The sequence below is a fragment of the Pseudomonas benzopyrenica genome (assembly GCF_036884265.1).
GTDB classification, from domain to species: Bacteria; Pseudomonadota; Gammaproteobacteria; order Pseudomonadales; family Pseudomonadaceae; genus Chryseomonas; species Chryseomonas benzopyrenica.
Genome location: NZ_CP145723.1, coordinates 915505 through 938928, shown reverse-complemented (window position 1 = coordinate 938928; position 23424 = coordinate 915505). Strand labels below are relative to the sequence as shown.

Below are 23424 nucleotides of genomic sequence, written 5' to 3'. Positions count from 1 at the left end.
TTTTTGCCTGCTAATCGGCTAGCGGCGCTTGCCGCCCAGCAAAGAGCCGAGCAGCCCACGCACCAACTGCCGCCCGAGCTGATTGGCCGCCTGGCGCGCCGCGCTCCTGAGCGCGCTCCCCGCGAGCTCCCCCACCAGATCGCTGAGGGCACCGCCCTGCCCGGCCTTGGTCTTTGCCGCTGCCGGCGCCTCCGCCGATACCCGATCGGCCTGACGCTCCCGCAGGATCTCGTAGGCCGACTCGCGATCGACCGCCCGCTCATAGCGACCCGCCTGGGGCGACTGACGGATCAGCGTCTGACGCTCGGCTTCGCTCAAGGGACCGACCCGGGACTGCGGCGGCGCGATGGCCACGCGCTGGACCATCGCCGGCGTGCCCCGGTCTTCCAGGCTGCCTACCAGGGCCTCGCCGATGCCCAGTTCGGTCAGCACCTCCAGGCTGTCGAATGCCGGATTGGGTCGGAAGCCGTCGGCCACCGCGCGCAAGGCCTTCTGCTCCCGCGCCGTGAAGGCGCGCAGGCCATGCTGGACGCGCAAGCCTAGCTGGGCGAGGACGGCATCCGGCAGGTCGCTGGGCGACTGGGTGACGAAATAGACGCCAACGCCCTTGGAGCGGATCAGTCGCACCACCTGCTCCAGGCGATCGCGCAGGGCCTTGGGGGTGTCGCCGAACAGCAGATGGGCCTCGTCGAAGAACAGCGCCAGCACCGGCTTATCGGCATCGCCGCGCTCGGGCAGTTGCTCGAACAACTCGGCCAGCAGCCAGATCAGAAAGGTGGCATAGACCTTGGGCGCCTCGTGCACCAGGCGACTGGCGTCGAGCAGATGGATGCGTCCGCGGCCGTCGGCCTCCAGGCGCAGCACGTCTTCCAGTTGCAGCGCCGGCTCGCCGAAGAAGGCCTCGGCGCCCTGCTGTTCCAGGGTCGCCAGCCGGCGCAGCAGCGCCTGGGCCGAGGCGCCGGCGAACAGCGCGCGGTCTTCGCCCAGGGCCTCGGGCTGTTCGCGCAGGTGATTGAGGACGGCCTTGAGGTCCTTGAGATCGAGCAGCAGCAGGCCTTCGCGATCGGCCACCTTGAAGGCGGCGTGCAAGGCGGCCTGCTGGCTGTCGGTCAGCTCCAGCAGATTGCCCAGCAGCAGCAGGCCCATCTCGCCCAGGGTGGTACGCAGCGGATGACCGCGCTTGCCGTCGACGTCCCAGAGGGTGACCGGATAGGCCCGGGGCTGGTGCGGCAGACCCTGGGCGGCGATGCGCTCGGCCAGCTTGCCCTGAGGCGCGCCGGCCGCGCCGAGGCCGCAGAGATCGCCCTTGATGTCGGCGGCGAAAACGGCGACACCGGCGTCGCTGAAGGCCTCGGCGAGGCGCTGCAGGGTCACGGTCTTGCCGGTGCCCGTGGCGCCGGCGATCAGGCCGTGGCGGTTGGCCAGCTTGAGGGGGTGGCCAAGGGGTTGGCCATCGGGCCGGGTACCAAGGATCAGCTAAGGCGTCGAGGACATGGCGCAGCTCCGTAACGGTTCTGCGCCCAGCTTAACCCGAGTGCCGGCAATGGTCAGGTGCGGTTGCGGATGCGCTCGACGATGGCGGTGGTGGAACTGTTCTCCACCAGGCCGAGGATGCGCACCTCGCCGCCGTAGCCCTGCACGATCTGGGCGCCGACCACCTCTTCCACGCTCTTGTAGTCGCCGCCCTTGACCAGCACATCCGGGCGCACCTGTTCCAGCAGGCGCTCCGGGGTGTTCTCGCTGAAGGGAATGACCCAGTCCACCGCGCCGAGTCCGGCCAGCACCGCCATGCGCCGGTCGACGCTGTTGATCGGTCGCCCCGGACCCTTGAGACGCGTCACCGAGGCATCGTCGTTGACCGCCACGATCAGCCGATCGCCCTGGGCCCGCGCCTGCTCCAGATAGGTCACATGGCCAGCGTGGAGGATGTCGAAGCAGCCGTTGGTGAAGACGATCTTCTCGCCGTGGGCGCGGGCGTCCTCGATGGCCAGTTGCAGCTGTTCCAGGGTCAGGACGCCGCGCTCCGAGCCTTCCGAGCGCTGCACCGCGCGCCGCAGCTCGGGGGCGCTGATGGCGGCGGTGCCCAGCTTGCCGACCACGATGCCGGCGGCCAGATTGGCCAGGCCCACGGCCTGGGGCAGATCCTCGCCGGCGGCCAGGGCGGCGGCCAGGGTGGAGATCACGGTGTCGCCCGCGCCAGTGACATCGAACACCTCGCGAGCCCTAGCCGGCAGGTGCAGGGCCGCCTGGCCGGGACGCAGCAGGGTCATGCCGTGCTCGCCGCGGGTCACCAGCAGGGCGCCCAGGTCCAGGCGCGCCATCAGTTCGCTGCCCTTGGCCACCAGTTCGGCATCGTCGGCGCAAACGCCGACGATGGCTTCGAATTCGGACAGATTCGGCGTGATCAGGCTGGCGCCGCGATAGATGGAAAAGTCCTTGCCCTTGGGATCGGCCAGCACCGGGATGTTGCGCGCCTTGGCCAACTGGATGAGGGCCTGGTGGTTCTTCAGCGCGCCCTTGCCGTAGTCGGACAGCACCAGCACCTTGACCCCGGCCAGCATGGCGGCGGTATCCGAGGCCAGCGCCTGGGCATCGGTGTCGAAGGGCTCTTCGAAGTCGACGCGGATCAGCTGCTGATGGCGACTCATGATGCGCAGCTTGACGATGGTCGGCTGCTGGGCGATGCGCTGGAAACGCACCTGTACATGGGCGGCTCTCAGGCTGTCGGTGAGGGCATCGGCGGCTTCGTCCTGGCCGGTGACGCCGACCAGATAGGCCGGTGCGCCCAGGGCGGCGATGTTGAGGGCGACGTTGGCCGCGCCACCGGGACGATCCTCGTGCTGGTCGACGCGCACCACGGGCACCGGCGCCTCGGGGGAAATCCGCGAGGTGGTGCCGTGCCAGTAGCGGTCGAGCATCACGTCGCCGACCACCAGGACCGGCGCGAGATCGAAGCGAGGCATGGTCAGCTTCATAGGGACAGGCTCCAAAGCGCGAAAATGGCGGCGATCATAGCATAGGGGCCAAGGCGCCCCGAAAGCGCCTGCCGGCGGGAGACGCCGGGGTCAGGGCTCGTCGCGGCGGCTTATCCAGAACAGCTCGTGACGGCGCACGGCCTTGCGGAAGAACTCGTCTTCGCCGGTGCGCGGCCAGCGGCGTCCGGCCAGCAGCCACTGGATGGCCCGACGCAGGCGTTTCTTCGCCAGCAGCGGCACCAGCAGGTCGTGCTGCATACCCAGGGCCATGGCCTTATCCAGGCGCTGCTCCGGCGTCAGCAGCGGACTCCAGGGCACCAGGGGCGCCGGCGTCTCGATGGCCGGCGGCAGGGCGATGCCGCCTTCGGCCGGGCCCATGGGCCAGCGGTCGTTGTCGTGCAGGTGGTTGGCGTAGAGCAGTTCGAGTTCGGGCTGCCACTGGCTCAACGTCAGGGCTTCGCGCAGGGCCTGGGTACTGGCCACGTGATCGGCATGGGGATCGATCTGCGGATGCGGCAGCACCACCACCTCGGGACGGAAGTGCTCCAGCAGGGCCACCAGATCGGCCACCAGATTGCGCCAGGTGGGGGCGCCGTCGACATCGCCGGGCAGTTGCAGGGGATTATGGCGCCGGGCGCTGCGCACATCGCTGTCGCCGGACTCGCGGGAGCCGAAGGTATCTTCCGGCGTCTGGCGCATGGCCGGCAATTGCAGGCAGTAGTAACCCAGCTGCACGCAGCGCTCCGGCGGTACCCCACCCCACAGCGGCGTGACCAGACTGTCCCAGGTACGCAGTCGGCCCTTGAGCCGGGCCGCGGCCTGGCGATCGAGGCCCAGGCGCTGGTAGTGCCCGGCCTCGATCTCGCCCTGGGTCAGGGTGACGATGCTGGCTTCCCGTGCCTGGCTGTAGAGACCGAAGGCGGCCAGCTCGGCGTCGTCGGCGTGGGGCGCGATGACCATGACGCTCTTGCTGCGGAGATCATGCTGGGCGAAGACGTGCAGGCGCAACTCGCCCTGCAGCCGACAGAAGCGCGTCCAGAGGTGCAGCTCGCCACGGCGCAGGGCCTCGGCATAGCCGCTGAGATTGACATAGCGCCGCCCGGCGACGCCGCGCTCGAAGTCCTGGCGATCGCCGTCGTCTCCTGCCCGCAGGCGCACCTGGGGATCCAGCAGGCGACCCAGCCAGCCGGCGCGCAGGCGGCATTCCAGGAACAGCGTCAGCTCGCCTGGCGGCAATTCCACCGCGGCCAGTCGACCATGCTCCAGATGCAGGCCCAGCACCAGGGTATCGGCGGGAAACTGGTAGCTGTAGTTGTCACGCGGCGAATAGAAGAGATGGTCGGCGAACCAGGCCTCGTGGCCGAGCCAGACCAGCAGCGCCAGCAGCGGCGCGCTCCACCAGGGCCCCAGCGCCAGGCAGCCGAGCAACACGACGGCGATGACCGCCAGGGCCAACCGCTTGTGCCGGCGGTGACGTTTGAGCAGGGCTTGTTTGCGGGCGGTCATCTCAGCTCTCGAAGACGGTGACGCGATGGCACCAGCGGTCCTTGTAGTCGCGATCGGCGCGGCCGAAGGAATAGCGCAAGGCCTTGCCCAGGGCGCGGGCATCCTGCCAGGCGGCCTGGGTATTCAAATAGGTGAGGACGCTGCCGGGACTCAGGTCGCTGGAAGCAGGATCGACACCGCCGTTGACGTATTCGACGCTGATCCATTCGGGCGCTTCCACCCGATAGAGCACCTGGATGGCCACCGGGCGCTCGCCGAGCATGAGCAGCGACCCGGTCATGAACTCCCGCAGCAGGGCGAACACCTCGGCCAGGCGCTCCTTGCCCGGGACCTCGAAGCCCCAGCGCGCCTCGAACAGCTCGGCATAGATCCGTGCCTGCTCGGTGCTGTCCAGCTCGGCCATGGGTACAGCACGACCGCCGGCGTCTTCGAAGAGCCGCTGCTCGCGACGCTGGTTGTAGCGGAATTTCTTCGACCAGGCTTCCGGCTCGCGGAGCATGGCCAGTTCTTCGCTCTGCCGACGCAGACCGGCGAAACGCTCGTCGCACAGGGGCGATAGATAGCGGGCGCGCTGGCGCAGGGGCGCCGCGCTACCCGGCGCAGCGGGCAGGATGATCTCGGCATTGCCCAGATCGAACAAGGCGCGCTGGCGGCGCTTCTTCAGCACGCTGCGCGAGAGCGCCAGTTCACGCCCCCAACAGGGTACCGCGGCCTGCAGACCGTCCGCGCCGGGCCAGCCCAGGTAGCGCACCGGGATGCCGGCCAGTTCGGCCAGACGCGCGACGATCTCGGGGTGAGTCGCGACGCTGCCGCCATGGCGCTGCCAGGTGGCGGCATAGTCGGCCGCGGAGATCGTCGTCCAGCCGCGTTCGCGCCAGAAACGGAAGCTATTCAGCATGGGACGTGGGCGCCACGGGAGCGACTTCCTCGAATTGCTTGGCGTGCAGGCGCGCATAGTAGCCGTTCAGCGCCAGCAGCTCGCCATGGCTGCCACGCTCGACGATACGGCCATGGTCCATCACCAGGATCAGGTCGGCCTTCTCGATGGTGGAGAGGCGATGGGCAATCACCAGGGTGGTGCGCCCCTGCATGACCCGGTCCAGTGCCGCCTGGATATGGCGCTCGGATTCGGTGTCCAGCGCCGAAGTGGCTTCGTCGAGGATCAGCAGCGGCGCGTTCTTCAGCAGCGCCCGGGCGATGGCCAGGCGCTGGCGTTGACCGCCGGAGAGCAGCACGCCGTTCTCGCCGACCTGGGTGTCGTACTGCTGCGGCAGGCGCTGGATGAATTCGTCGGCATAGGCCGCTTCGGCCGCCGCCTTGACCTGCTCCATGGGCGCCCCGGCCAGATCGCCATAGGCGATGTTGTTGGTGACGCTGTCGTTGAACAGGGTGACGTGCTGGGTCACCAGGGCGATGTGCCGGCGCAGGTTGTTCAGGCGATAGTCCTGGATCTCCAGGCCGTCGAGGAGGATCTCGCCCTCTTCGTGCTGGTAGAAGCGCGGAATGAGATTGGCCAGGGTCGACTTGCCACTGCCCGAGCGACCCACCAGGGCCACCATCTGGCCGGGCTCGGCGACGAAGTCGATGCCTTCCAGCACGGCCTTCTCGGTACCCGGATAGCGGAAGGTCAGATTGCGCACCTCCAGCCGACCCTGGACGCGCTCGCGCTCCTCGCGGCCTTCGTCGCGCTCGGCGGGCTCGTCGAGCTGCTCGAAGATGCTTTCCGCACCGGCCACGCCGCGCTGAATGGTGGAACTGACTTCGGAGAGCTGGCGGATCGGCTTGGGCAAGAGGCCGGCCATGGTGATGTAGGCCACCAGGTCGCCGGCGGAGGCCTCGCCACGCAGCCAGAGCACCAGGAACATCAGCACCGCCATGGCCGAATAGATGACCAGCTGCAGCATGGGCGTATAGACCGCGCCGGTCTTGGTCATGGTCAGCTGCTTGTCGGTGTTGGCGGTGCTGGAATCGAGGAAGCGCTGCTGCTCGTAGGTTTCGCCGCCAAAGCTGCGCACCACCCGATAGCCCTGGATGGCCTCGGAGGTGATGTGGGTGACGTCGCCCATGGCCGACTGGATCTTGCTGCTCTGCTTGCGGAACTTGCGACTGGCGCTGGTCACCATCAGGGCGATCAGCGGCAGGATGGCCACCATCACCAGGGTCAGCTTCCAGTTCATCCACAGCAGCGAGGCGAACAGGAAGATCACGGTCATGCCCTCGCGGATCACCACCTTGATCGCCTCGGTGGCGGCGCCGGTCACCATGGTGACGTTGAAGGTGATACGCGAGATCAGGTGGCCCGAATTGTTGGCGTCGAAATAGCGATTGGGCAGGCGCAGCATGTGGTTGAACAGCGCCACGCGCAGGTCGTGCACCAGGCCGAGGGAGACCCGCGCCAGGAAGTAGTTGCCGAGAAAGGAACCGACGCCCTGCCAGGCGGCGATGAGGATGATCATCAGCGGCACCGCCTGCACCAGGTGCAGACCACCGACGATGGGCCAGCCCGGGAACATGGAGGCGTTGGGATTGTTCAGGCCATCGACGAAGTACTTGAGGATGCCCGCCAGCATCGGCTGGGTGGAAGCGAAGATCAGGAAGCCGACGATACTCAGGGCGAACATGCCGATGTAGGGCCGCACGTAGCCGAGCAGGCGGAAATAGATCTTCAGGCTGGAGGTCTGCGCAGGGGAGTCTTGGCTCATGGTCTCGTCGTGACGCAAAAGCGCCATGTTAACACGCACCCGCCGCTGACCCAGCCAGGGGATTTTCCGCTAGGCTGGCCCTCCCCCGCCACGGAACACCTAGCATGCCGCCGCTGATCGCCACCTTCGCCGAACTCAAGGATTACTGGCGCCTGGAGGTGCTGGACGCACCCGGCAAGCCCTTGCGACTCAAGCGTCTGCTCCGGCGCGTCACCGCGGGAGAGAGTCCGAGCTTTCTGTTCTGGTATCGCCTGGCGCAATTCCTCTACTGCCGCCCGCGTGGCCTGCTCAACTATCGCAAGCTGGCCGAGCGGATCAATCGCCGGCTGATCCGCCGGCACAACATCGAGATCCTGCTGGGCGCCCGTATCGGGCCCGGGCTGCGCCTGCCTCATCGCATGGGCATCTGCGTGTCGAATCTGGCGGTGATCGGGCGCAACGTGATGATCCGTCAGCACACCACCATCGGCATCAAGAGCGACGATCCGGCGCAACTCGTCGGCATCTTCATCGGCGACAACGTCAGCCTCGGCGCCCACGTCTGCATCGTCGGCGACCACCTGACCATCGGCGACAACGTGGTGGTCGGGGCCGGCGCCCTGGTGATGCGCGACATCCCCGCCGACAGCCTCTACTACAGCCGCCACGAGGCGGTGATCCGGCCGCTGCCGGGCGCTACGCCCGGGGATGCCGCCCGCTGAGGATGGTCCGCAGCATCCGCGGCAGCACGCCATACAGATAGAGACGATTGCCTAGCAGCTGCCGCCCCAGGTAGCGCAGCACCTTGCCGCGGGAAGCGCCCTTGTAGTGCAGACGCAGCAGCAGGGCGACATAGAATTTCTCGATGTCGCGAAAGCGCCGCTGGGCCGGGGTTTCCGCTTCCAGTTCGGACAGCGAATGGTCGAGGATGCCCGCGCAGAGCAGCTCGACTGACTCTTCCCGGGCCAGCGCCTGGACGCGCAGGAAAAAGGAGACATCGACGCCATAGAGGGCGAAGCGCTCGTCGAAGACATCGCCGTGGCGGGCCGCGATACGCGCGGCCAGGCCCTGCGTCAGGCACAGGCCCGAACTGATGGTCACGGTGGCCTGGGGATCCAGAGGTCCTTCGGTGGTCACCACCGCCTTGTACTGGTGGGGATAGCGGATGGCGCCGGCCCCCAGCACCAGGGGGACCAGCAACTCGGCCTCCTGGCCGAGCGCCTGCAGATAGCGCCCGTCCACCACGGTGTCCTGGTCGAAGATCACCAGGCGCTCCGCGCCCTGCCGCAACGCCAGATTGTAGACCCGACTCAGGGGTGGATTGCCGACGTCCTCCCGGATGAGCACCTCCGCCCAGCCCGGCGCGGCCAGCAGGCGCTGCCGCTCGGCGTCTTCCAGAGGCCGAGGACCGTTGTTCCAGACCAGCAGGGCACTGTCGGCCGGCAGGCTGGCCGGGGGCTGGGCCAGCAGACTGTCGATGGTGGCCGACTCCCCGGGGCGCAAGCCATAGAGGACGACGAGAAAGAGCGTTCGCATGGGGTTTCCTGAAGAGGGCGGCCTAGCCGCGCACTCGCTTGCGCAGGTAGTCGAGGGCCGCGCTGGCTTCGTCGGCCAGGTGCGGACGCGGCAGGTCGTTGGGCCAGATGCCTTCGGCGAAGGCCTGGCGGTCGCCGCCGCCCAGACGTTCGCTCAGGGCCCGCTCCCACCAGACGTGGCGACAGGCGCGGGCGTAGCTGTCCTGGGTCGCCAGGCAGCCATAGAGCAGCTTGCGTCCCAGGCTCGCGCGCTGTTTGTCCAGTCCGGCCAATTGCCACTTCACCCGCAGCCGCGTCCAGACATCGGGCAGCGGCTTGGTCAAGGGCACCTCTTGCCAGCTGCTCTGCAGCGTTGGGGAATAGTCTTCGCCATAGCGTTCGAAGAAGTGCGCCAGCATGAAGTGCAGAAAGCGCTTTTCCGCATAGTAGTGGCGAATGGATCCCCGGGCCTCGCTGATGGCCAGATCCGCCAGGCTGAAAGACAGGGCGATCTGCTCCAGGGTATGGACCTCCTCGTCATGGCCATGCCAGTCATCGATCAGGGCAATGGCCCGCTCGACTCGCGGCAGATGCGTCCGGGCCAGACCGCAGACCCCGCTGTTGTAGAGTCGGGTGTCCTCCGCTGGCTCTTGTCCGCGCGCGGCCAGGGCAGCGGCGAAACGGGCGAACTCCGGGCGGCTGCGGGCCTTGCGCCACGGCCACTCCTCGACATCCATAACTCCGCGCTGGTCATTGATTCCGTCGAACAGGGGAGCCAGGGGCGCCTGGACCACGGTGTCGCTGTCCAGAAACAGGGTCTTGCCGGCCCGCGGCAGTGCCCAGGCGATGGCGCAGGCCTTGCTGCGGTGCAGATAGCCGTGCTGCCCCTGCCAGGCCTTGAGTGTCGTCCCCTCGATGGCCAGCACTTCCACCGGCCAGCCGCGATAGTCCTGTGGCCGGTCGGTCAGGATACGGATGGCGATGTCCTGCTGCTGCCGCCAATGCAGCACGCTCAGCAGGCTGAACTTCAGCTCCTGCCGATAGGCCTGAGCACCGCCATAGACGAAGTACAGGAGTTGACGTGTTGGGCGCATGTAAGAGTGCCGGCAAAAAGTCGATTCTAACAACAAGCGGCAGGATAGGGCGTAAGGGTCACTTCACAGCCTGCCACCTTCGGGTAACATGCTCGCCCTGACGTTGACGGGTCCTGCATGAAGCCTCTCGAACATTCGCGCTATCTCGAACTGCGCGACGCCGCCCAGGTAGTGGAAGCCGACCACCACGGCGACAAGGTCCTGCGCCTCACCGATGGCAGCTACCTCAAGCTGTTCCGCCGCAAACGGCTGCTGACCTCGGCCGCTCTGTTTCCCTATGCCCAGCGCTTCGCCGACAACGCCCGCCAGCTGGCCGAACGCGGCATTCCCTGTCCGCGGGTGCTGGAGGTCTATCGCGCCGCCTCGCTGCAGCGCGACCTGGTGCACTACAGCCCGCTGCCGGGCGACACCCTGCGGCAACTGCGCAACTCGCCCCAGGCCACGGCGCTGCGCCCTGCCCTGGGTCGCTTCATCGCTGAATTGCATGACAGCGGCGTCTACTTCCGCTCGCTGCATCTGGGCAACGTGGTGCTGACGCCCGACGGCGAGCTGGGTCTGATCGACATCGCCGATCTGCGCTGCCATGCGCGGCGCCTGCCGCTGCGCCTGCGGGTGCGCAACTTCCATCACCTGCTGCGCTACAGCGAGGACCGCGACTGGCTGTTCGAGCCCGGTCGCGAACCCTTCCTCAGGGCCTATGCCGAAGCCTGCCGCCAACCCCTGGACTGGCGCGAACTCGACCGGCAGCTACACGACTAGACCGGCACCGCCTGTCCCAGTGCCAGCTTACGCCGGCGCTGCACCTCGGCCCCGGCGATCATCGCCGCGGGCAACAGCACCAGCGGCCACAACTCGTCCGGATTGCCGATCAGCTTGGCGCCGTCGAAATTGAGCATCAGCAGCGCCACGGCCAGATAGAGACCCCAGGGATCGCGCTGGCGCAGAGCCGCGCCCAGGCTGGCCAGCATCAGCACGCCGAAGATCAGCAGCGACACCAGGCCGGTATAGATGCCGAAGGACACGAAGATGTTGTGCGGGTGCTGGATGGCCTCGGTGCCGTGCAGCAGGTCATGGCTCTGATAGCCCAGGCCGCAGCCCAGCCACCAGCCGCAGGACTCCCAGTCCTTGATCATGAAGTGGAACAGCTCGATGCGTCCGGAATCCGCCCGGCCCCAGAAGGCGACGAACCAGGCTTCGGTATGCACCACCTGGACCACTCCGGCGATCAGGGCACTGACCAGGACGACCAGCGCCAGGGTGCGCAGCGGAAAGCGCGGAAAGGCGAAGAGCACGCCGAGGGCGGCCAGGAAGCCGATGCCCACCAGGCCGGTACGGGTCTGCAGGGCGAAGGAGATGCCGACGATGCTGACCACCACCGCCGCCAGCAACTCGATCCAGCGCCGCTCGCGGATCCAGGTGGGCGCGGCCAGGCCGCCCAGGCAGACCATCCAGATGCTCACGTAGATGGGATTGGAGATGCGTCCCGGCAAATGGATGACCCGCTGGCCGACCGCATAGTGGCCGGTGAGCCAGAACACCAGGCTGGAACCCACGGCATAGGCGCAGACGACCCAGAACGCCAGGCGCACGAAGCCGGGGCGGCGGAAGAAATCGCCATCCACCAGGCAGGCCACGGTCAGCACGAACAGCAGCACATAGAGAATATGCTTGAAGAACTGTCCCTCTTCGGCCCGCACTCCCGGCACGATGAACCAGGCGAGAAACACCAGCCAGAGCAGCAGCAGCGGCGAGCGCCAGTCGATCAAGCGCGGCCGCAGGACGAAGAGGATCAGCGCCGGCAGGGCGATCGCCGCATAGTAGTAGCTGTTGATCAGCTTGGCCGTGGGGATGCACAGGTAGGCGGCCATGAACACCAACACCGCCAGGGTGAAATAGCGGCTCTGCTGCAGGCGATCGAGCAAGGGTGTCACCACAACAGGGCTCCCAGGAGTGCACCGACCAGGAAGGCCAGTGCCAGTTTGATGCGTTCCATCCGCCGACGCTTCTGCTTGTCGTTGCGGTCCTTGTCGCTGATCACGTGCTGGCCGAAGCCGGTGTGCAGCACGGCATCGTTTTCCAGGATCAGCGCATGGCGCTGGGCGTCGGCATAGCGTCGGGACAGCTCCTTCTCGCCGCTCAACTCGCCATAGGGGGCGTGTAACAGATAGTCGGCACGCCGGCGCAGACCGGGATTGAAGGAAAAACCCTGCCATTCGGGCTTGTGCGAGCCGACTTCATGGAAGGCGATGCCGGCATGCACCTGCCGCGGCTTGAGATAGACATAGGGGCTGTGGATCGCCAGGTCATGGGCATGGCTGCGCAGCCAGACCTGCAGCGCCTGGGGATCGGCCTCCAGCAACGCCTGGGAATCCTCGATGAAGCCGGGGCGATAGAAGGCCCAGTCGTCTTCGCAGTGGAAGATCCAATTGGTCTCGACCCGACCATAGGCGGCATCGACACTGCGCATCTGGCCAAGCTTGGGATTGTTGACGATGAACTCGGTGTGTTCGCGCCAATGGACGGGGATGCAGTCCCGTACCGCTTCGTCGCCGGAGTCCTCGGTGATGAAGACCCGGCGGATGGGCGCGGTGTTGAATTCGTCGAAGGTCGCCAGCGTCTGCCGGAGCAGGTCGAAGCGCCCGCAGCTGGTGACGACCACAGAGATGTCGCTGTCGGCGGAAAACTGCACGTTCTACCCTTTCTGCCAGTGGAGTCGAAAGCCGGACCTAGCGCGGCGCATCAGCGTCCCAGCCTGCCCAGCAGGCGGTGCAGGAACCCGGGAGCCACTGCCGGTCGCAGCGCAGGGGTTATAGCCGAAACGATGCGCTCACCCAAGTGGCCGAAAGCGAAAGAGTGACGCGCCAGGGCCTCTCCAGCCCTGGCGATGGCCGCAGCGTGCACCGGGTCCCCGCGCAGCCGGGCGAGTTTCTCGCGCAATTCGTCCAGCGAGCGATAGAGCGCCACGTTGACGCCATCCTCGAAACCCAGCGCCCGGTTCTCTTCTTCACCCTGATCGAAGGTGAAGAGCACGCAGCCGCAGGCCATGGCCTCGAAGTTCTTGATCATGTATTCGCCCATGCCGACATCGGCGCCGACGAAGAAGCGGATGCGGTTGAGGGTCTGCAGGTATTCGTCGCCCGAGCGGGTCTTGGTGATCAGCAGCGGCTCGACCTTGGCCAGGTCTTCCAGCAGCTGCTTGCGCCCGCTGTAGGCCACGCTGCCGAGGCTGCCGACGAAGCCAAGTTCGATGTCGCGCTCGACACCCAGGTCGCGCAGGCGGCTGTCGTCATAGCCCTTGGGCACGAAGTGGGCGTCCACCCCCTCCTCCTGCAGCCGCCGCGCCACGCCGGCGCCGGAGACCAGCACCCGGACGTGGGGCATGGCCTGGTAGTAGCGACTGAACTTGCCGGTGTACTTGCAGGGGATGAAATTCTGGTAGGCGTCGTGTTCCAGCTCCACCAGATTGGGCAGGCTGCGGATGAACGAGATCTGCTTGAGCTGCTTCTTGAATCTCAGGAACAGCAGGATGCGGTCGTATTGCTCGGGCTGGGGCACGGCGCGGCGGAAATAGGCGCGCAGATCGGCCTGTTCCTCGTCGCTCAGCCAGCGCAGGTCGCAGTCGCAGTGGGCGGCGATGCTGGCATAGAAGTGGTCCAGCAGGATGCGTTGCTCCTTCTGGACCAGGAACAGGACTTTCACGGCGCCGGGGCCTTGAAGGCGGCGACCATCGGCAGGCGCCAGAAGTCACGGCGCACGGCCGCGTCGGAGAAGCGTTCGGCCAGGCGCTCGCGCATGTGCTGCACACAGGCACGTCGCTGGCTCGGCGCCAGCCGACCCAGGTGCTGCAGCCCCTGACCGAGGGCTTCGGCATCGCCCAGGGGAAAGAGGAAGCCGACGCCTTCGACGATCTCCCGGGCGCCGCCGCAGGAGGTGGCGATCAGCGGCACGCCGGCGGCCATGGCTTCCAGCAGGACCATGCCGAAGGGCTCGTGATCGGAACTCAGGGCAAAGACGTCGAAGGCCTTGAAGTAGCGTCGGGCGCCTTCCACCTGGCCGAGGAACAGTACCCGGTCGGCGATGGCCAGCTCGCGGGCCAGGTCCTTGAGGTCGTCTTCCAGGCGGCCCTTGCCGAGAATCGCCAGCAGGGCATTGGCCGGTAGATTCGGCAAGGCGGCGGCGAAACCGCGCAGCAGAGTGGCCTGGTCCTTGTCCGGATGCAGGCGACCGACGTTGCCGACGATCCAGGCCTCCTGGGGCAGCTTGAGCTCGGCGCGGGCCTGATCGGCCGGCAGCAGCTCGCGCTCCACCGCCTCCACATCCAGGCGGTTGTAGAGGGTCTCGATACGCTCGGCCGGCCAGTCCTTGAGGCGCTGGCGGATCTCGTCGCGCACCGCATCGGAGACCGCCAGGAGCGTCAGGCGCTTGCTCATCAGCTTGGCGAACAGCCGCCGACCGACTCGGTCGTAGTCGCCGAAGGCGTGGTGCACGCCGATCACCGGCAGATTGGTGGCCAGGCAGGCGATCCAGATCGGCTTGAATCTATGGGCGATGACGAAGCGGATGCCCCGCGAGCGGACGATCTCGCGCAGCGCCTGGATGGCGCCGAGCTTGAGGCCGCGCACGTCGCGCGAGGAATACTCCAGGAACAGCACCTCGTCGCTGCCGCAGCCGGCCGCTACCTCGGCATCGGCGGTGCCGGTGAGAAAGACCGTGGTGACGCGATAGCCGCTGCCCGCGAAGAGGCTGGCGGTCTGGCGGGCGCAGTCGAGGAAGGGACCGTCGTAGCCGTGACAGAACTGCAGCACCCGCGGTTCGGCGGAACGCGTCATAGGCCTGCCCCCTCCTTGACCACCAGGATGTCTTCCATGATCAGGTACTGCAGATCCGAGCCGAAGAACATGTTCAGGGCATCGGTGGGCGAGCAGACCATGGGTTCGCCGCGGCGGTTGAGCGAGGTGTTGAGGGAGACGCCGTTGCCGGTGAGCTTTTCCAGCTCGACCATGAGGTCGTACCAGCGCGGATTGTGCCGACGCTCCAGCACCTGGGCGCGGGAGGTACCGTCCTCGTGGACCACCTCGGGCACCCGGTTCTTCCACTCCTCGTTGACCTCGAAGGTAAAGGTCATGAAGGGCGAAGGATGATCGACCTTGAGCATCTGCGGCGCCACGGTATCGAGCATGGACGGGCAGAACGGCCGCCAGCGCTCGCGGAACTTGATCTGGGCGTTGATGCGGTCGGCCACGCCCGGCACGCTGGGGCAGCCGATGATGGAGCGACCGCCCAGGGCGCGCGGACCGAATTCCAGGCGACCCTGGAACCAGGCCACCGGATTGCCGGCCACCATGATCTCGGCGATGCGCTGGGGCATGTTGTCGATCCGCTCCCACTTGGGTGCGTTGGGATGGCGGGCGCAGGCGGCGATGACGTCTTCGTTGCTGTAGCCGGGGCCGAGATAGACGTGCTCCATCTTCTCCACCGGCACGCCACGGGCGTGGGAGACATAGGCGGCAGCGCCGACGGCGGTGCCGGCATCGCCCGAGGCGGGCTGGACGAACAGTTCCTTGACCTCGGGTCGAGCGATGATCTTCTGGTTGAGCTTGACGTTGAGCGCGCAGCCGCCGGCAAAGGCGAGCTTGCCGGTCTGGCGGATGATGTCGCCCAGGTAGTAGTCCATCATCTCCAGCGCCAGGCGTTCGAACAGTGCCTGCATGCTGGCGGCGTAGTGGATGTAGGGATCGTCGGCGATGTCGCCTTCCCGTTTGGGTCCCAGCCACTCGATGAGCTTGGGCGAGAAGTAGTAGCCCTTGCCCTTTTCCTTGTAGCGGCGGAAGCCGATGACGTTGGCGTAGTCGGTGTTGATGATCAGCTCGCCGTTCTCGAATTTCGCCAGGCGCGAGAAATCGTACTTGCTGGCATCGCCATAGGGCGCCATGCCCATGACCTTGAATTCGCCGTCGAGCATCTCGAAGCCGAGGAATTCGGTGAGGGCGCCATAGAGGCCACCCAGGGAGTCCGGGTCGTAGAACTCCTTGATCTTGTGGATCTTGCCGTTCTCGCCGTAGCCGAAGAAGGTGGTGGCGTACTCGCCCTTGCCATCGATGCCGAGGATCGCGGTCTTCTCGCTGAAACCCGAGCAGTGATAGGCACTGGAGGCGTGGGCCAGGTGGTGCTCGACGGCTTCGAGCTTGACCTTCTTCAGGTCGAAGCCGAGCTGTACCAGGCACCACTCGATGCGCTTCTGGTAGCGGTGGTAGCGGCGATTGCCGAACAGGATGGCGTCCAGGGCGCGATCCGGGGCGTAGGCGTAGCGCTTGGCGTAGTGCCAGCGGGCTTCGCCGAAGAGACTGATGGGCGCATAGGGGATGGCCACCACGTCGACATCGGCGGGGGTGATCCCGGCCTGCTCCAGGCAGAACTTGGCCGACTCGTAGGGCATGCGATTCTTGGCATGCTTGTCGCGTACGAAGCGTTCTTCTTCCACCGCGGCGATCAGCTTGCCGTCGATATAGAGCGCGGCGGAGGGATCGTGGCTGAGGGCGCCGGACAGGCCAAGGACGGTCAGGGACACAGGTAAAGCCTCTGTACAGGGCGAAGCCAAGAGGAGTTCGCCGGGGTTTCGCGAGGCCGCTGCAGGCCCGCCTCGCCTCAAAAACGGCGAATTATAGCCGTTCAGGCAGGCCACGGGTAATGGCCGCACGCCGGAGCGGGGCCTAGCGCACGGCGATTCAGCCCCGGTACAGATGGCGGGTCGGCGCTCAGGCCGGCGGCAGGCGCTCGTCGAGCAGTCGATGCAGGGCGCTGTCGGCCGGCCAGTTGCGCAGCAGCCGGGCGCGGTCGCGGGCATAGGCGGCGGCGTAGGCGCGGTCGCTGGCATGGGCCTGGAAGGCGTCGAGGTCGATCACCAGCCAGCGGCCTTCATGCCAGATCAGGTTGGTGCCCTTGAAATCGCCATGGCCGAGGCGCTCGCGACGCAGGGCTTCCACCAGCGCCAGCAGGGCCTCCAGCTCGGCCGCCGGCGGCGCGGCATCCACATAGGGCGCGAAGCGCTCCAGCAGATTGGGCCCGTCGACGAAGGGCGTCACCAGATAGGCCCGCCCGCGCAGGCCGAGAAAGCGGCGCTCGCGCACGGCCAGGGGCTCGGGGGTGGGAATACCAAGGAAGCGTAGCCGGTGCCCTTCGCGCCAGCTGTGCCAGGCCCGGCTCGGCCGCCAGAAGCGCGTCAGCCAGTGGCCGAAGCCCTTGATGTTGTATCGCTTGAGCACCAGGTCCTGACCCTGCCACTGCAGCCGGGCCACGGTGGCGGCGCCGCCGTCCTTGAAGGTCGGCAGACCGGCCAGGGCCGCATCGGGATCGGCCAGCAGGCCTTCCAGGCGATTCAGCCAGGTGCGTCGCACGGCGATCAGGCCAAAGGCGCTGCGGGTGACGGCGAACAGGGTGCACTCCCGGCCGCTCTTCTTGAGGTAGTCGGCCAGGCGCCAGCGACGAATCTCGGTGGTGCGCGCCAGCAGGGCCTCCAGGCGCAGGGCGTGTTCGGCATTGACCAGCAGGTAGTGGATCAGCAGCTCTTCCAGCTGGGCATCCAGGGTGGCGGGCAGCTGGGCGAAGAACACCGCCAGATTCTCCTGCACCCGGGCCTGGGACAGCGGCTGGCCGACGGTCTCGGCCTGGATGTCCGCCGCGTCTATGACCAGGGCGGCGCCGTCCTTGACCAGCAGGTTGTCCAGGTGCAGATCGGCCTGCCAGAGGCCCTGGGCGTGCAACCGCGCCAGGGTGGCGAGGGCCGCGCCGAGCAGGTCGTTCTGCGCGGGAGACAGGGGCGGCTCGCCAGCGATCCGCTGCCAGAGGTGCTCGACGCTGGGCGCCGCCTCGATGAAGTCGAACAGCAACCAGGCGCCCTGCCCGCTCGCCTCGCCGCTGTCCAGCAGCGCAGGGGTCGGCGCCGCGGCTGCCGCCAGCAGGCGACAGCCCTCACGCTCGCGGGCGAATTGCCGACTCGCGCGCTCGCCGACCAGCAGCTTGGCCAGCACTCGCCGGCCCTGCCAGCGGGCCTCGCCGACATAGCGCTGACCGGGCAGCACCCTGAGCAGCGACAGCAGTTCCAACTCGCCACTGGGCAGTTCCATGCGCAGCGGCAGGGTCGGCGCACGACCGGCCTTGGTCAGTTGCTCCAGGGTCATGCCTTGCGCTCCTTGTGGCGGCGACGCCCGGCCAGACGCTGGCTCCAGTCGCGCACGGCGACGCTGTCCAGCGGCTGGTCCAGATAGCTCGCCAGCAGGCGGGTGATGTCCGGCTCGCTCCATTGCGGCGCGCGGCGCAGCAGGGGTTCGAGATCGCGCAGGCGATCGCGCCGGCCGAACAGCAGCGGCCGGGTCTTTTCCAGATCGATCAGCCGCGCGGTCAGGCCTTCGCCCTGACGCTGCAGGAACAGATGCTTGGGATAGAAGCAGCCGTGCACCTGGCCGGCGCCGTGCAGCTGGCGCGCCAGTTCGCCGACGGCGACCAGCACCGCCTGGCGCTCCTCGGGGGCCAGGTGCGTCCAGACACGCAGCCAGCTGTCGAGATCGCGCCAGTCATCCAGCGCCCGGGTCAGCAGGATGGCACGCCAGCCCTGGTCATCGCGGCGCTCGCCGTAATAGGCCAGCTCCAGCGCCGGGATGCCGCGCTCGGCGTAGCGGCGGATATTGCGACTCTCGCGGGCGAAGGTCGGCTCGCCCAGCGGGCGGGCCAGGGTGCGGGTCAGGTAGTCGCGCTGGCGCTTGAGGTAGTAACCATGACCGTTAACGTCAAGGCGAAACACCTGGCTGAAGCCGCCACGCCCCTGGTTGGGTTCGTCCACCGCGGTCAGCTCCAGCGCCCACAGCGCCGCGAAGCTGTCCAGGCCCTGGCCGGCCAGCACGGCCCGATCCTCGGCCGCCCATACCTCGTTCATTCCCGCCCCTTGAAATAGTCCAGCACCTCGCGGATGCGCCCCTTGTCGTTGTCGCTGAGGCGCGCGCGACCGCGGTATTGCAGATAGAACCGGAGGCGCTGGGTGCGTGACAGCTGGTACTTGGCCACCTTGTCCAGGCAGGCCAGGTCCTTGACGATGCGCCAGCGCAACCAGTGGCCGACCCAGAAGGCACCAGCCGGGCAGTCGATGAGATAGAGCACGCCCTGGCCATCCACCAGCAGGTTGCGCCACTTGAGATCGTTGTGGACGAAATGGTGATCGTGCAGGGTACGGGTCGCCGCGGCCAGCTGACGACTGACCTTGTCCACCCACACCCGGTCGCGCAGCCGCGGATCCTCGCGCCTGGCCAGTTCGGCGAGATCCAGGGTATCGGGAATCTCGCGGGTGATCATGGCGCCGCGGGTGAACCCTCGGGGCGAGCGCTCCATCCCCCAGGCCACCACCGGCGCGGTGGCGATGCCCCACTTGGCGAAACGCTTGAGATTCTGCCATTCGGCCTTGACCCGCGGCCGCCCGACATAGCGCCGCAGTCCCTTGCCGGCGCCGTGGTAGCGCTTGACGTAGTAGCGGATGCCGTCGCGCTCGATGCGCACCACTTCCGACAGCGGATCGCTGGTCAGGCGTTCGCCGGCCAGGGCGAACACCGCGTCCAGGGTCGCGAATTCGGGCAGGTGGGCGACGCTGGAATCGATGCGCCAGTCAGCCATCAGAGCCGGTCCCCGTAGCGTTCCTTGCGCTCCAGCAAGGCGGCGGCCTTGCGTTCCAGCCGCGCCAGCAGCGGCGCCTCGTCGCGCAGGATCTCGCGCAGCGGGCGCTGGAAGTAGCCCTGCAGGAAGCGCAGGAAGTCACGTCGCGTCAGGCCGATGCCCAGGGCGGAGAAATACAGCCCGGCCAGGTCCTTGTCGCGCCAGCGCCGGGGCACCTGGGCGCGGCACTGGGCGCGGTGCAGGTCGATCAGCCAGAGCTGCAGATTGGCCACGGTGACCGGCTGGGCGGTGTCGAGCAGGAAATGGCAGATGTAGCAATCGCGATGGTTGACGCCCGCCCGGTGCATGGCCCCGGTCATGCGCGCCACCTCGGCGATCAGCGCCCGCTTGAGCGCCGGCTCGGGGGGCTGGCGGACCCAGTCGAGGCTGAAGTCTTCGAGGCTGACGGTGGGCGCCAGTTCCTCGGTGATGATGAAGGAGTGCTGGGTCGCCGGATTGGCGCCGCGCTCGCCAAAGGCCACCGCGGTCATGGTCGGCACGCCGACCTGGTGCAGGCGTTCGATGGCCTGCCATTCCTGGCGCGCGCCCAGGACTGGCTGCTTGGCCTGCAGCAGATTCTTGGCGATCTCGCCCCAGCCGATGCCGCGATGAATCTTGACGAAATAACCCCGCCCGGCCACCTCGGTGCGCAGGGTACGGCGCCCGTCCAGTTCGCGATAGACCTGGCCCTGCAGGGCCTCCACGGCGACGAAGGGATCCTGGCCGGCCCAGAGGCTGGCGAAGGGCTCATGCAATTCCAGGGTCATGCCACCCCCAGGATGACATCGGCGGCGCGCTCGGGCAGCGAATAGAGATCGGCGCTGTCGGCGAAGGCCAGGCCGTTGCGACCCTGCACCGCGCGGCGTTCGGGATCGGCCAGCAGTTCGGCCAGCATCCGGTCTAGGGTCTCCTGGACGAAGGGCGACGGCACCACCGCGCCGGCGCGGGCCTCGTCGATGTAGTGGGCATAGCCGCAAACGTCGGTGACCAGCACCGGCAGTCCGGCGACCAGCGCCTCCAACAGCACGGTACCGGTGTTCTCGTTATAGGCCGGATGGATCAAGAGATCGGCGCCGAGCAGGAAGCGCGGGATGTCGCTGCGGCCCTTGAGGATCTGGACGCGATCGCTCACGCCCAGGGCCTTGGCCTGCAGCAGGAAGGGCTTGGGATCGTCCTGGCCGATGGCGAAGAGTCGAGTGCGGCGGCGCAGTTCCTTGGGCAAGGACGCAAGGGCCCGCAGGCTGCGATCCAGGCCCTTGGTCTTGAAGCCGGAGCCGATCTGCACCAGCAGCAGCTCGCCTTCCTCCAGCCCGAATTCGCGACGGAAGTCGGCGCGGATCTCGCTGGCATTGGCCGGCGCGCGGCGGTCGGCGGCGATACCCGGCGGCAAGAGGTGGAAACGCGGTGCAGGCGTCCCATAGTGCTTGACGAACAACGGCTGCTGCACCTCGGAGATCATCAGGATCTCGGTCAGCGACTCGGGGGCGAACACCGCACGCTCGTACTCAGCGAAATGACGATAACGACCCCACTGGCGGTAGAGCGGATTGCGCAGGGTCTGGGCCTTGTCCTCGAAGCAGGGGTCGGCGGCGTAGTAGACGTCCAGCCCCGGCATCTTGTTGAAGCCGATCACCCGGTCCACCGGATCACGGGCCAGGTCCGCCTGCAGCCAGGCGTGGAATTTCTCGTTGCGGCGGTGATTGAACAGGGCGCTGACCCTGGCCACCCGCACGTCGAAGCCCTCAGGCACCGGGCCTTCCCAGATCAGGGTGTAAACGCGGATGGCATGGCCCCGGCGCTGGCACTCCTGGGCGATGCGCAGGAAGTCCCGCTGCAGGCCGCCAAAGGGAAAGTACTTGTAGAGCACGAAAGCCAGGGTCATGCGGGGAGGTCTTCCAACAGCAGGGTTTCCAGTTCTAGTTCGACCCGCTCCGGGGTCAAGGCGGCCAGACTGGCCGCGGGCTGGTCGCGCGGCTCGTCGGTGCCATCCAGGCCCACGGCACTCAGGTGCACCTGGGCGCGGCCATAGGCGCCGACCTTTTTCGGACTGGTCGGGCCATAGAGTGAAACGGTGGGCACGTCCAGGGCCGCAGCCAGGTGACCGAGGCCGGTATCCACCGCCACGCAGGCACGGGCGCCGGCCAGCACCTTGGCCACCCCGGCGAGATTCAGTCGCGGCAGCACCTGGACGCCATCCAGGCCGTCGGCGATGCGTTCGGCACGGGCATGTTCCGCCTCGTTGCCCCACAACAGTCGCACCGGCCAGTCCAGTTGGCTCATGCGCTCGGCCAGTTCGCGCCAGTGGGCCTCGGGCCAGTGCTTGCTGACCCAGGTGGTGCCGTGGAGGAACACCACATAGGGCGTCTCGTTGGGACCGGCCAGGCGTTGTCGATCCAGGCCGTAGTCACCCACGCCCGCCGGCAGTGGATAATCCAGCGCCTGGGCGAACAGCTGGCGGATCCGCTCCAGGGCGTGCTGCCCCTTGGCGACGTGATAGCGCTCATCATAGAAGCGGCTGGCCAGGGGCTCGCGGGCGGAGTTGCGGTCGAGACCGGCCACCGGCGCCTCGGCGTAGCGGGTCAGCCAGGCGCTCTTGAGCAGGCCCTGGGCATCGATCACCCGGTCATAGCGCTGCTCGCGCACGCGCGCCTTGAATTCGCCCCACTCGCCACTGGCCCAGGCGGAAAAGGGCTGCTTGCGCCAGCGGCGCAGGGCCACCGGAATCACCTGACTCACGGCCGGGTGCCAGGCGGGAATCTCGGCGAAGCCCTCCTCCACCACCCAGTCGAAGCAGATGCCGGGAATGGCCCGGGCCGCATCGGTCAGCGCCGGCAGGGTATGGATGACATCGCCGAGGGAGGAGGTCTTGACCAGCAGCACGCGCATCTAGCCCACCTCGACCGGATCGGCGACCAGGCGGCCGAGGGCCTCCTGCACTAGGCTCGGCTGCAGCAGACGCAGGCAATCGTAATGGCCGAAGCGACAGGTACGGTCGAAGCAGGGGCTGCACTCCAGCCCCAGGCGCACCACCTCGACCTGACTGGCCAACGGCGGCGTGAAGCCCGGCGAGGTGGAGCCATAGACCGCCACCAGCGGGCGATCCAGGGCAGCGGCCACGTGCATCAGACCGGAATCGTTGCTGATCACCGCGCTCGCGCAGGAGAGCAGATCGATGGCCTCGGCCAGGGAGGTACGCCCGGCGAGGTTGTAGACATCCTCTTCGAAGCCGGGGGTGACCCATTCGCGGATCTCTTCGCCACCCGGGGCATCCTTCTGCGAACCGAACAGCCAGACCTGCCAGCCCTGACGCAGCCGGGCATCGGCCACGGCGGCGTAGTGCTCGGCCGGCCAGCGCTTGGCCTCGCCGAACTCGGCGCCCGGGCAGAGCGCCAGCACCGGCCGGTCCAGACTCAGCCCGAAGCGCTCCAGGGCGGCGTCACGGCTGGCCGGGTCGATGGCCAGTCGTGGCTTGGGATAGGGTTTGGGCAACTCCGCACCGGGCGCGTAAGCCAGCGCCATGAAGCGCTCGATCATCAGCGGATAGCGCGCCTTGTCCAGGGTGCGGATGTCGTTGAGCAGGCCGAATCTCATCTCGCCGCGCCAACCGGTACGCTTGGGGATGCCGGCGAAATAGGGCACCAGCGCCGACTTCAGCGAGTTGGGCAACAGGATCGCCTGGTCATAGCGACCGCGCAGCTGCTGGCCGATGCGCCGGCGGGTGGCCAGTTCGAAGGCGCCGTGGCCGAGGGGAAAGCTCAGGGCTTCGCGCACCTCGGGCATGCGCTCGAGCAGCGGGCGACTCCACTCGGGAGCGAGTACGTCGATCTGGCAGTCGGGGTGCTGGCGCTTGAGACAGACGAAGAGGGTCTGCGCCATCACCATGTCGCCGACCCAACTGGGTCCGATGATCAGAATATTCATGCTGGAAGGCGATCGGCACCTAGCGGGTGGCCGACTC

General features: G+C 67.4%; 21 protein-coding genes. 2 read left to right on the top strand and 19 right to left on the bottom strand.

The features are described from left to right. Window positions 1-18: 18 nt before the first annotated feature. The 5 genes from V6W80_RS04355 to msbA all read right to left on the bottom strand — a co-directional run bounded on the left by V6W80_RS04355 (window position 19) and on the right by msbA (window position 7183). Window positions 19-1476, bottom strand: a complete 1458-nt coding sequence (locus V6W80_RS04355; RefSeq protein WP_338547343.1) for a helicase HerA-like domain-containing protein — start codon at window positions 1474-1476, stop codon at window positions 19-21. Window positions 1477-1547: 71 nt separating this feature from the next. Beyond that, complete coding sequence (hldE, locus tag V6W80_RS04350) at window positions 1548-2975, bottom strand: bifunctional D-glycero-beta-D-manno-heptose-7-phosphate kinase/D-glycero-beta-D-manno-heptose 1-phosphate adenylyltransferase HldE (RefSeq protein ID WP_231357070.1); 1428 nt, start codon at window positions 2973-2975, stop codon at window positions 1548-1550. Window positions 2976-3065: 90 nt separating this feature from the next. Beyond that, complete coding sequence (locus tag V6W80_RS04345; protein WP_338545943.1) at window positions 3066-4481, bottom strand: PIG-L deacetylase family protein; 1416 nt, start codon at window positions 4479-4481, stop codon at window positions 3066-3068. Window position 4482: 1 nt separating this feature from the next. After that, window positions 4483-5379 carry a GNAT family N-acetyltransferase gene (locus V6W80_RS04340; RefSeq protein ID WP_064307355.1) on the bottom strand — a complete coding sequence of 299 codons (897 nt, stop codon included), beginning with the start codon at window positions 5377-5379 and terminating at the stop codon, window positions 4483-4485. Beyond that, window positions 5369-7183: a lipid A export permease/ATP-binding protein MsbA gene (gene msbA, locus V6W80_RS04335; protein ID WP_338545942.1), complete on the bottom strand. Its 1815-nt coding sequence runs from the start codon at window positions 7181-7183 to the stop codon at window positions 5369-5371. The genes V6W80_RS04340 and msbA overlap by 11 nt, the downstream gene beginning before the upstream one ends. A 104-nt stretch (window positions 7184-7287) precedes the next feature. On the opposite strand from msbA, the gene V6W80_RS04330 reads away from it, so the two are divergent. Further along, window positions 7288-7884: a serine acetyltransferase gene (locus V6W80_RS04330; RefSeq protein WP_184292280.1), complete on the top strand. Its 597-nt coding sequence runs from the start codon at window positions 7288-7290 to the stop codon at window positions 7882-7884. On the opposite strand, the gene V6W80_RS04325 is transcribed toward V6W80_RS04330, so the two are convergent. Further along, the gene (locus tag V6W80_RS04325; protein WP_338545941.1) at window positions 7859-8698 is read right to left on the bottom strand and encodes a hypothetical protein; all 840 of its coding nucleotides are present in this window, start codon (window positions 8696-8698) and stop codon (window positions 7859-7861) included. The two genes, V6W80_RS04330 and V6W80_RS04325, sit on opposite strands and share 26 nt — an antisense overlap. A 22-nt stretch (window positions 8699-8720) precedes the next feature. Further along, a complete protein-coding gene (locus V6W80_RS04320) occupies window positions 8721-9770 on the bottom strand; it encodes a hypothetical protein (protein WP_338545940.1) in 1050 nt (349 codons plus the stop codon). Between the two features lie 117 nt (window positions 9771-9887). On the opposite strand from V6W80_RS04320, the gene V6W80_RS04315 reads away from it, so the two are divergent. Further along, window positions 9888-10529: a lipopolysaccharide kinase InaA family protein gene (locus tag V6W80_RS04315; RefSeq protein ID WP_338545939.1), complete on the top strand. Its 642-nt coding sequence runs from the start codon at window positions 9888-9890 to the stop codon at window positions 10527-10529. Here V6W80_RS04315 and V6W80_RS04310 read toward each other — a convergent pair. The 12 genes from V6W80_RS04310 to waaF all read right to left on the bottom strand — a co-directional run bounded on the left by V6W80_RS04310 (window position 10526) and on the right by waaF (window position 23387). After that, window positions 10526-11692 carry an O-antigen ligase family protein gene (locus V6W80_RS04310; RefSeq protein WP_338545938.1) on the bottom strand — a complete coding sequence of 389 codons (1167 nt, stop codon included), beginning with the start codon at window positions 11690-11692 and terminating at the stop codon, window positions 10526-10528. The genes V6W80_RS04315 and V6W80_RS04310 overlap by 4 nt on opposite strands. Before the next feature lie 5 nt (window positions 11693-11697). After that, complete coding sequence (locus V6W80_RS04305; protein ID WP_338545937.1) at window positions 11698-12459, bottom strand: glycosyltransferase family 2 protein; 762 nt, start codon at window positions 12457-12459, stop codon at window positions 11698-11700. Between the two features lie 50 nt (window positions 12460-12509). After that, window positions 12510-13469, bottom strand: a complete 960-nt coding sequence (locus tag V6W80_RS04300) for a glycosyltransferase (protein WP_338545936.1) — start codon at window positions 13467-13469, stop codon at window positions 12510-12512. Next, on the bottom strand, window positions 13466-14599 hold the full coding sequence (locus V6W80_RS04295; RefSeq protein WP_064307362.1) for a glycosyltransferase: 1134 nt from the start codon (window positions 14597-14599) through the stop codon (window positions 13466-13468). Before V6W80_RS04295 ends, V6W80_RS04300 begins: the two co-directional genes overlap by 4 nt. After that, window positions 14596-16338 carry a carbamoyltransferase family protein gene (locus V6W80_RS04290; RefSeq protein ID WP_017640110.1) on the bottom strand — a complete coding sequence of 581 codons (1743 nt, stop codon included), beginning with the start codon at window positions 16336-16338 and terminating at the stop codon, window positions 14596-14598. The genes V6W80_RS04295 and V6W80_RS04290 overlap by 4 nt, the downstream gene beginning before the upstream one ends. Before the next feature lie 187 nt (window positions 16339-16525). After that, entirely contained in the window at window positions 16526-17947 is a 1422-nt protein-coding gene (locus tag V6W80_RS04285) for a phosphotransferase (RefSeq protein WP_338545935.1), read from the bottom strand. Further along, on the bottom strand, window positions 17944-18699 hold the full coding sequence (locus V6W80_RS04280; protein WP_338545934.1) for a lipopolysaccharide kinase InaA family protein: 756 nt from the start codon (window positions 18697-18699) through the stop codon (window positions 17944-17946). The genes V6W80_RS04285 and V6W80_RS04280 overlap by 4 nt, the downstream gene beginning before the upstream one ends. After that, window positions 18696-19427: a lipopolysaccharide kinase InaA family protein gene (locus V6W80_RS04275; protein ID WP_231357057.1), complete on the bottom strand. Its 732-nt coding sequence runs from the start codon at window positions 19425-19427 to the stop codon at window positions 18696-18698. The genes V6W80_RS04280 and V6W80_RS04275 overlap by 4 nt, the downstream gene beginning before the upstream one ends. Then, a complete protein-coding gene (gene rfaP, locus V6W80_RS04270) occupies window positions 19427-20233 on the bottom strand; it encodes a lipopolysaccharide core heptose(I) kinase RfaP (RefSeq protein WP_338545931.1) in 807 nt (268 codons plus the stop codon). Before rfaP ends, V6W80_RS04275 begins: the two co-directional genes overlap by 1 nt. Then, window positions 20230-21348 (bottom strand): glycosyltransferase family 4 protein, encoded by a 1119-nt coding sequence (locus V6W80_RS04265; protein ID WP_338545930.1) that lies wholly within the window; start codon window positions 21346-21348, stop codon window positions 20230-20232. Before V6W80_RS04265 ends, rfaP begins: the two co-directional genes overlap by 4 nt. Next, window positions 21345-22352, bottom strand: coding sequence for a lipopolysaccharide heptosyltransferase I (gene waaC / locus V6W80_RS04260; protein WP_068383053.1), 1008 nt, complete (start codon window positions 22350-22352; stop codon window positions 21345-21347). The genes V6W80_RS04265 and waaC overlap by 4 nt, the downstream gene beginning before the upstream one ends. Then, a complete protein-coding gene (waaF, locus tag V6W80_RS04255) occupies window positions 22353-23387 on the bottom strand; it encodes a lipopolysaccharide heptosyltransferase II (RefSeq protein ID WP_068383051.1) in 1035 nt (344 codons plus the stop codon). Window positions 23388-23424: the final 37 nt, after the last annotated feature.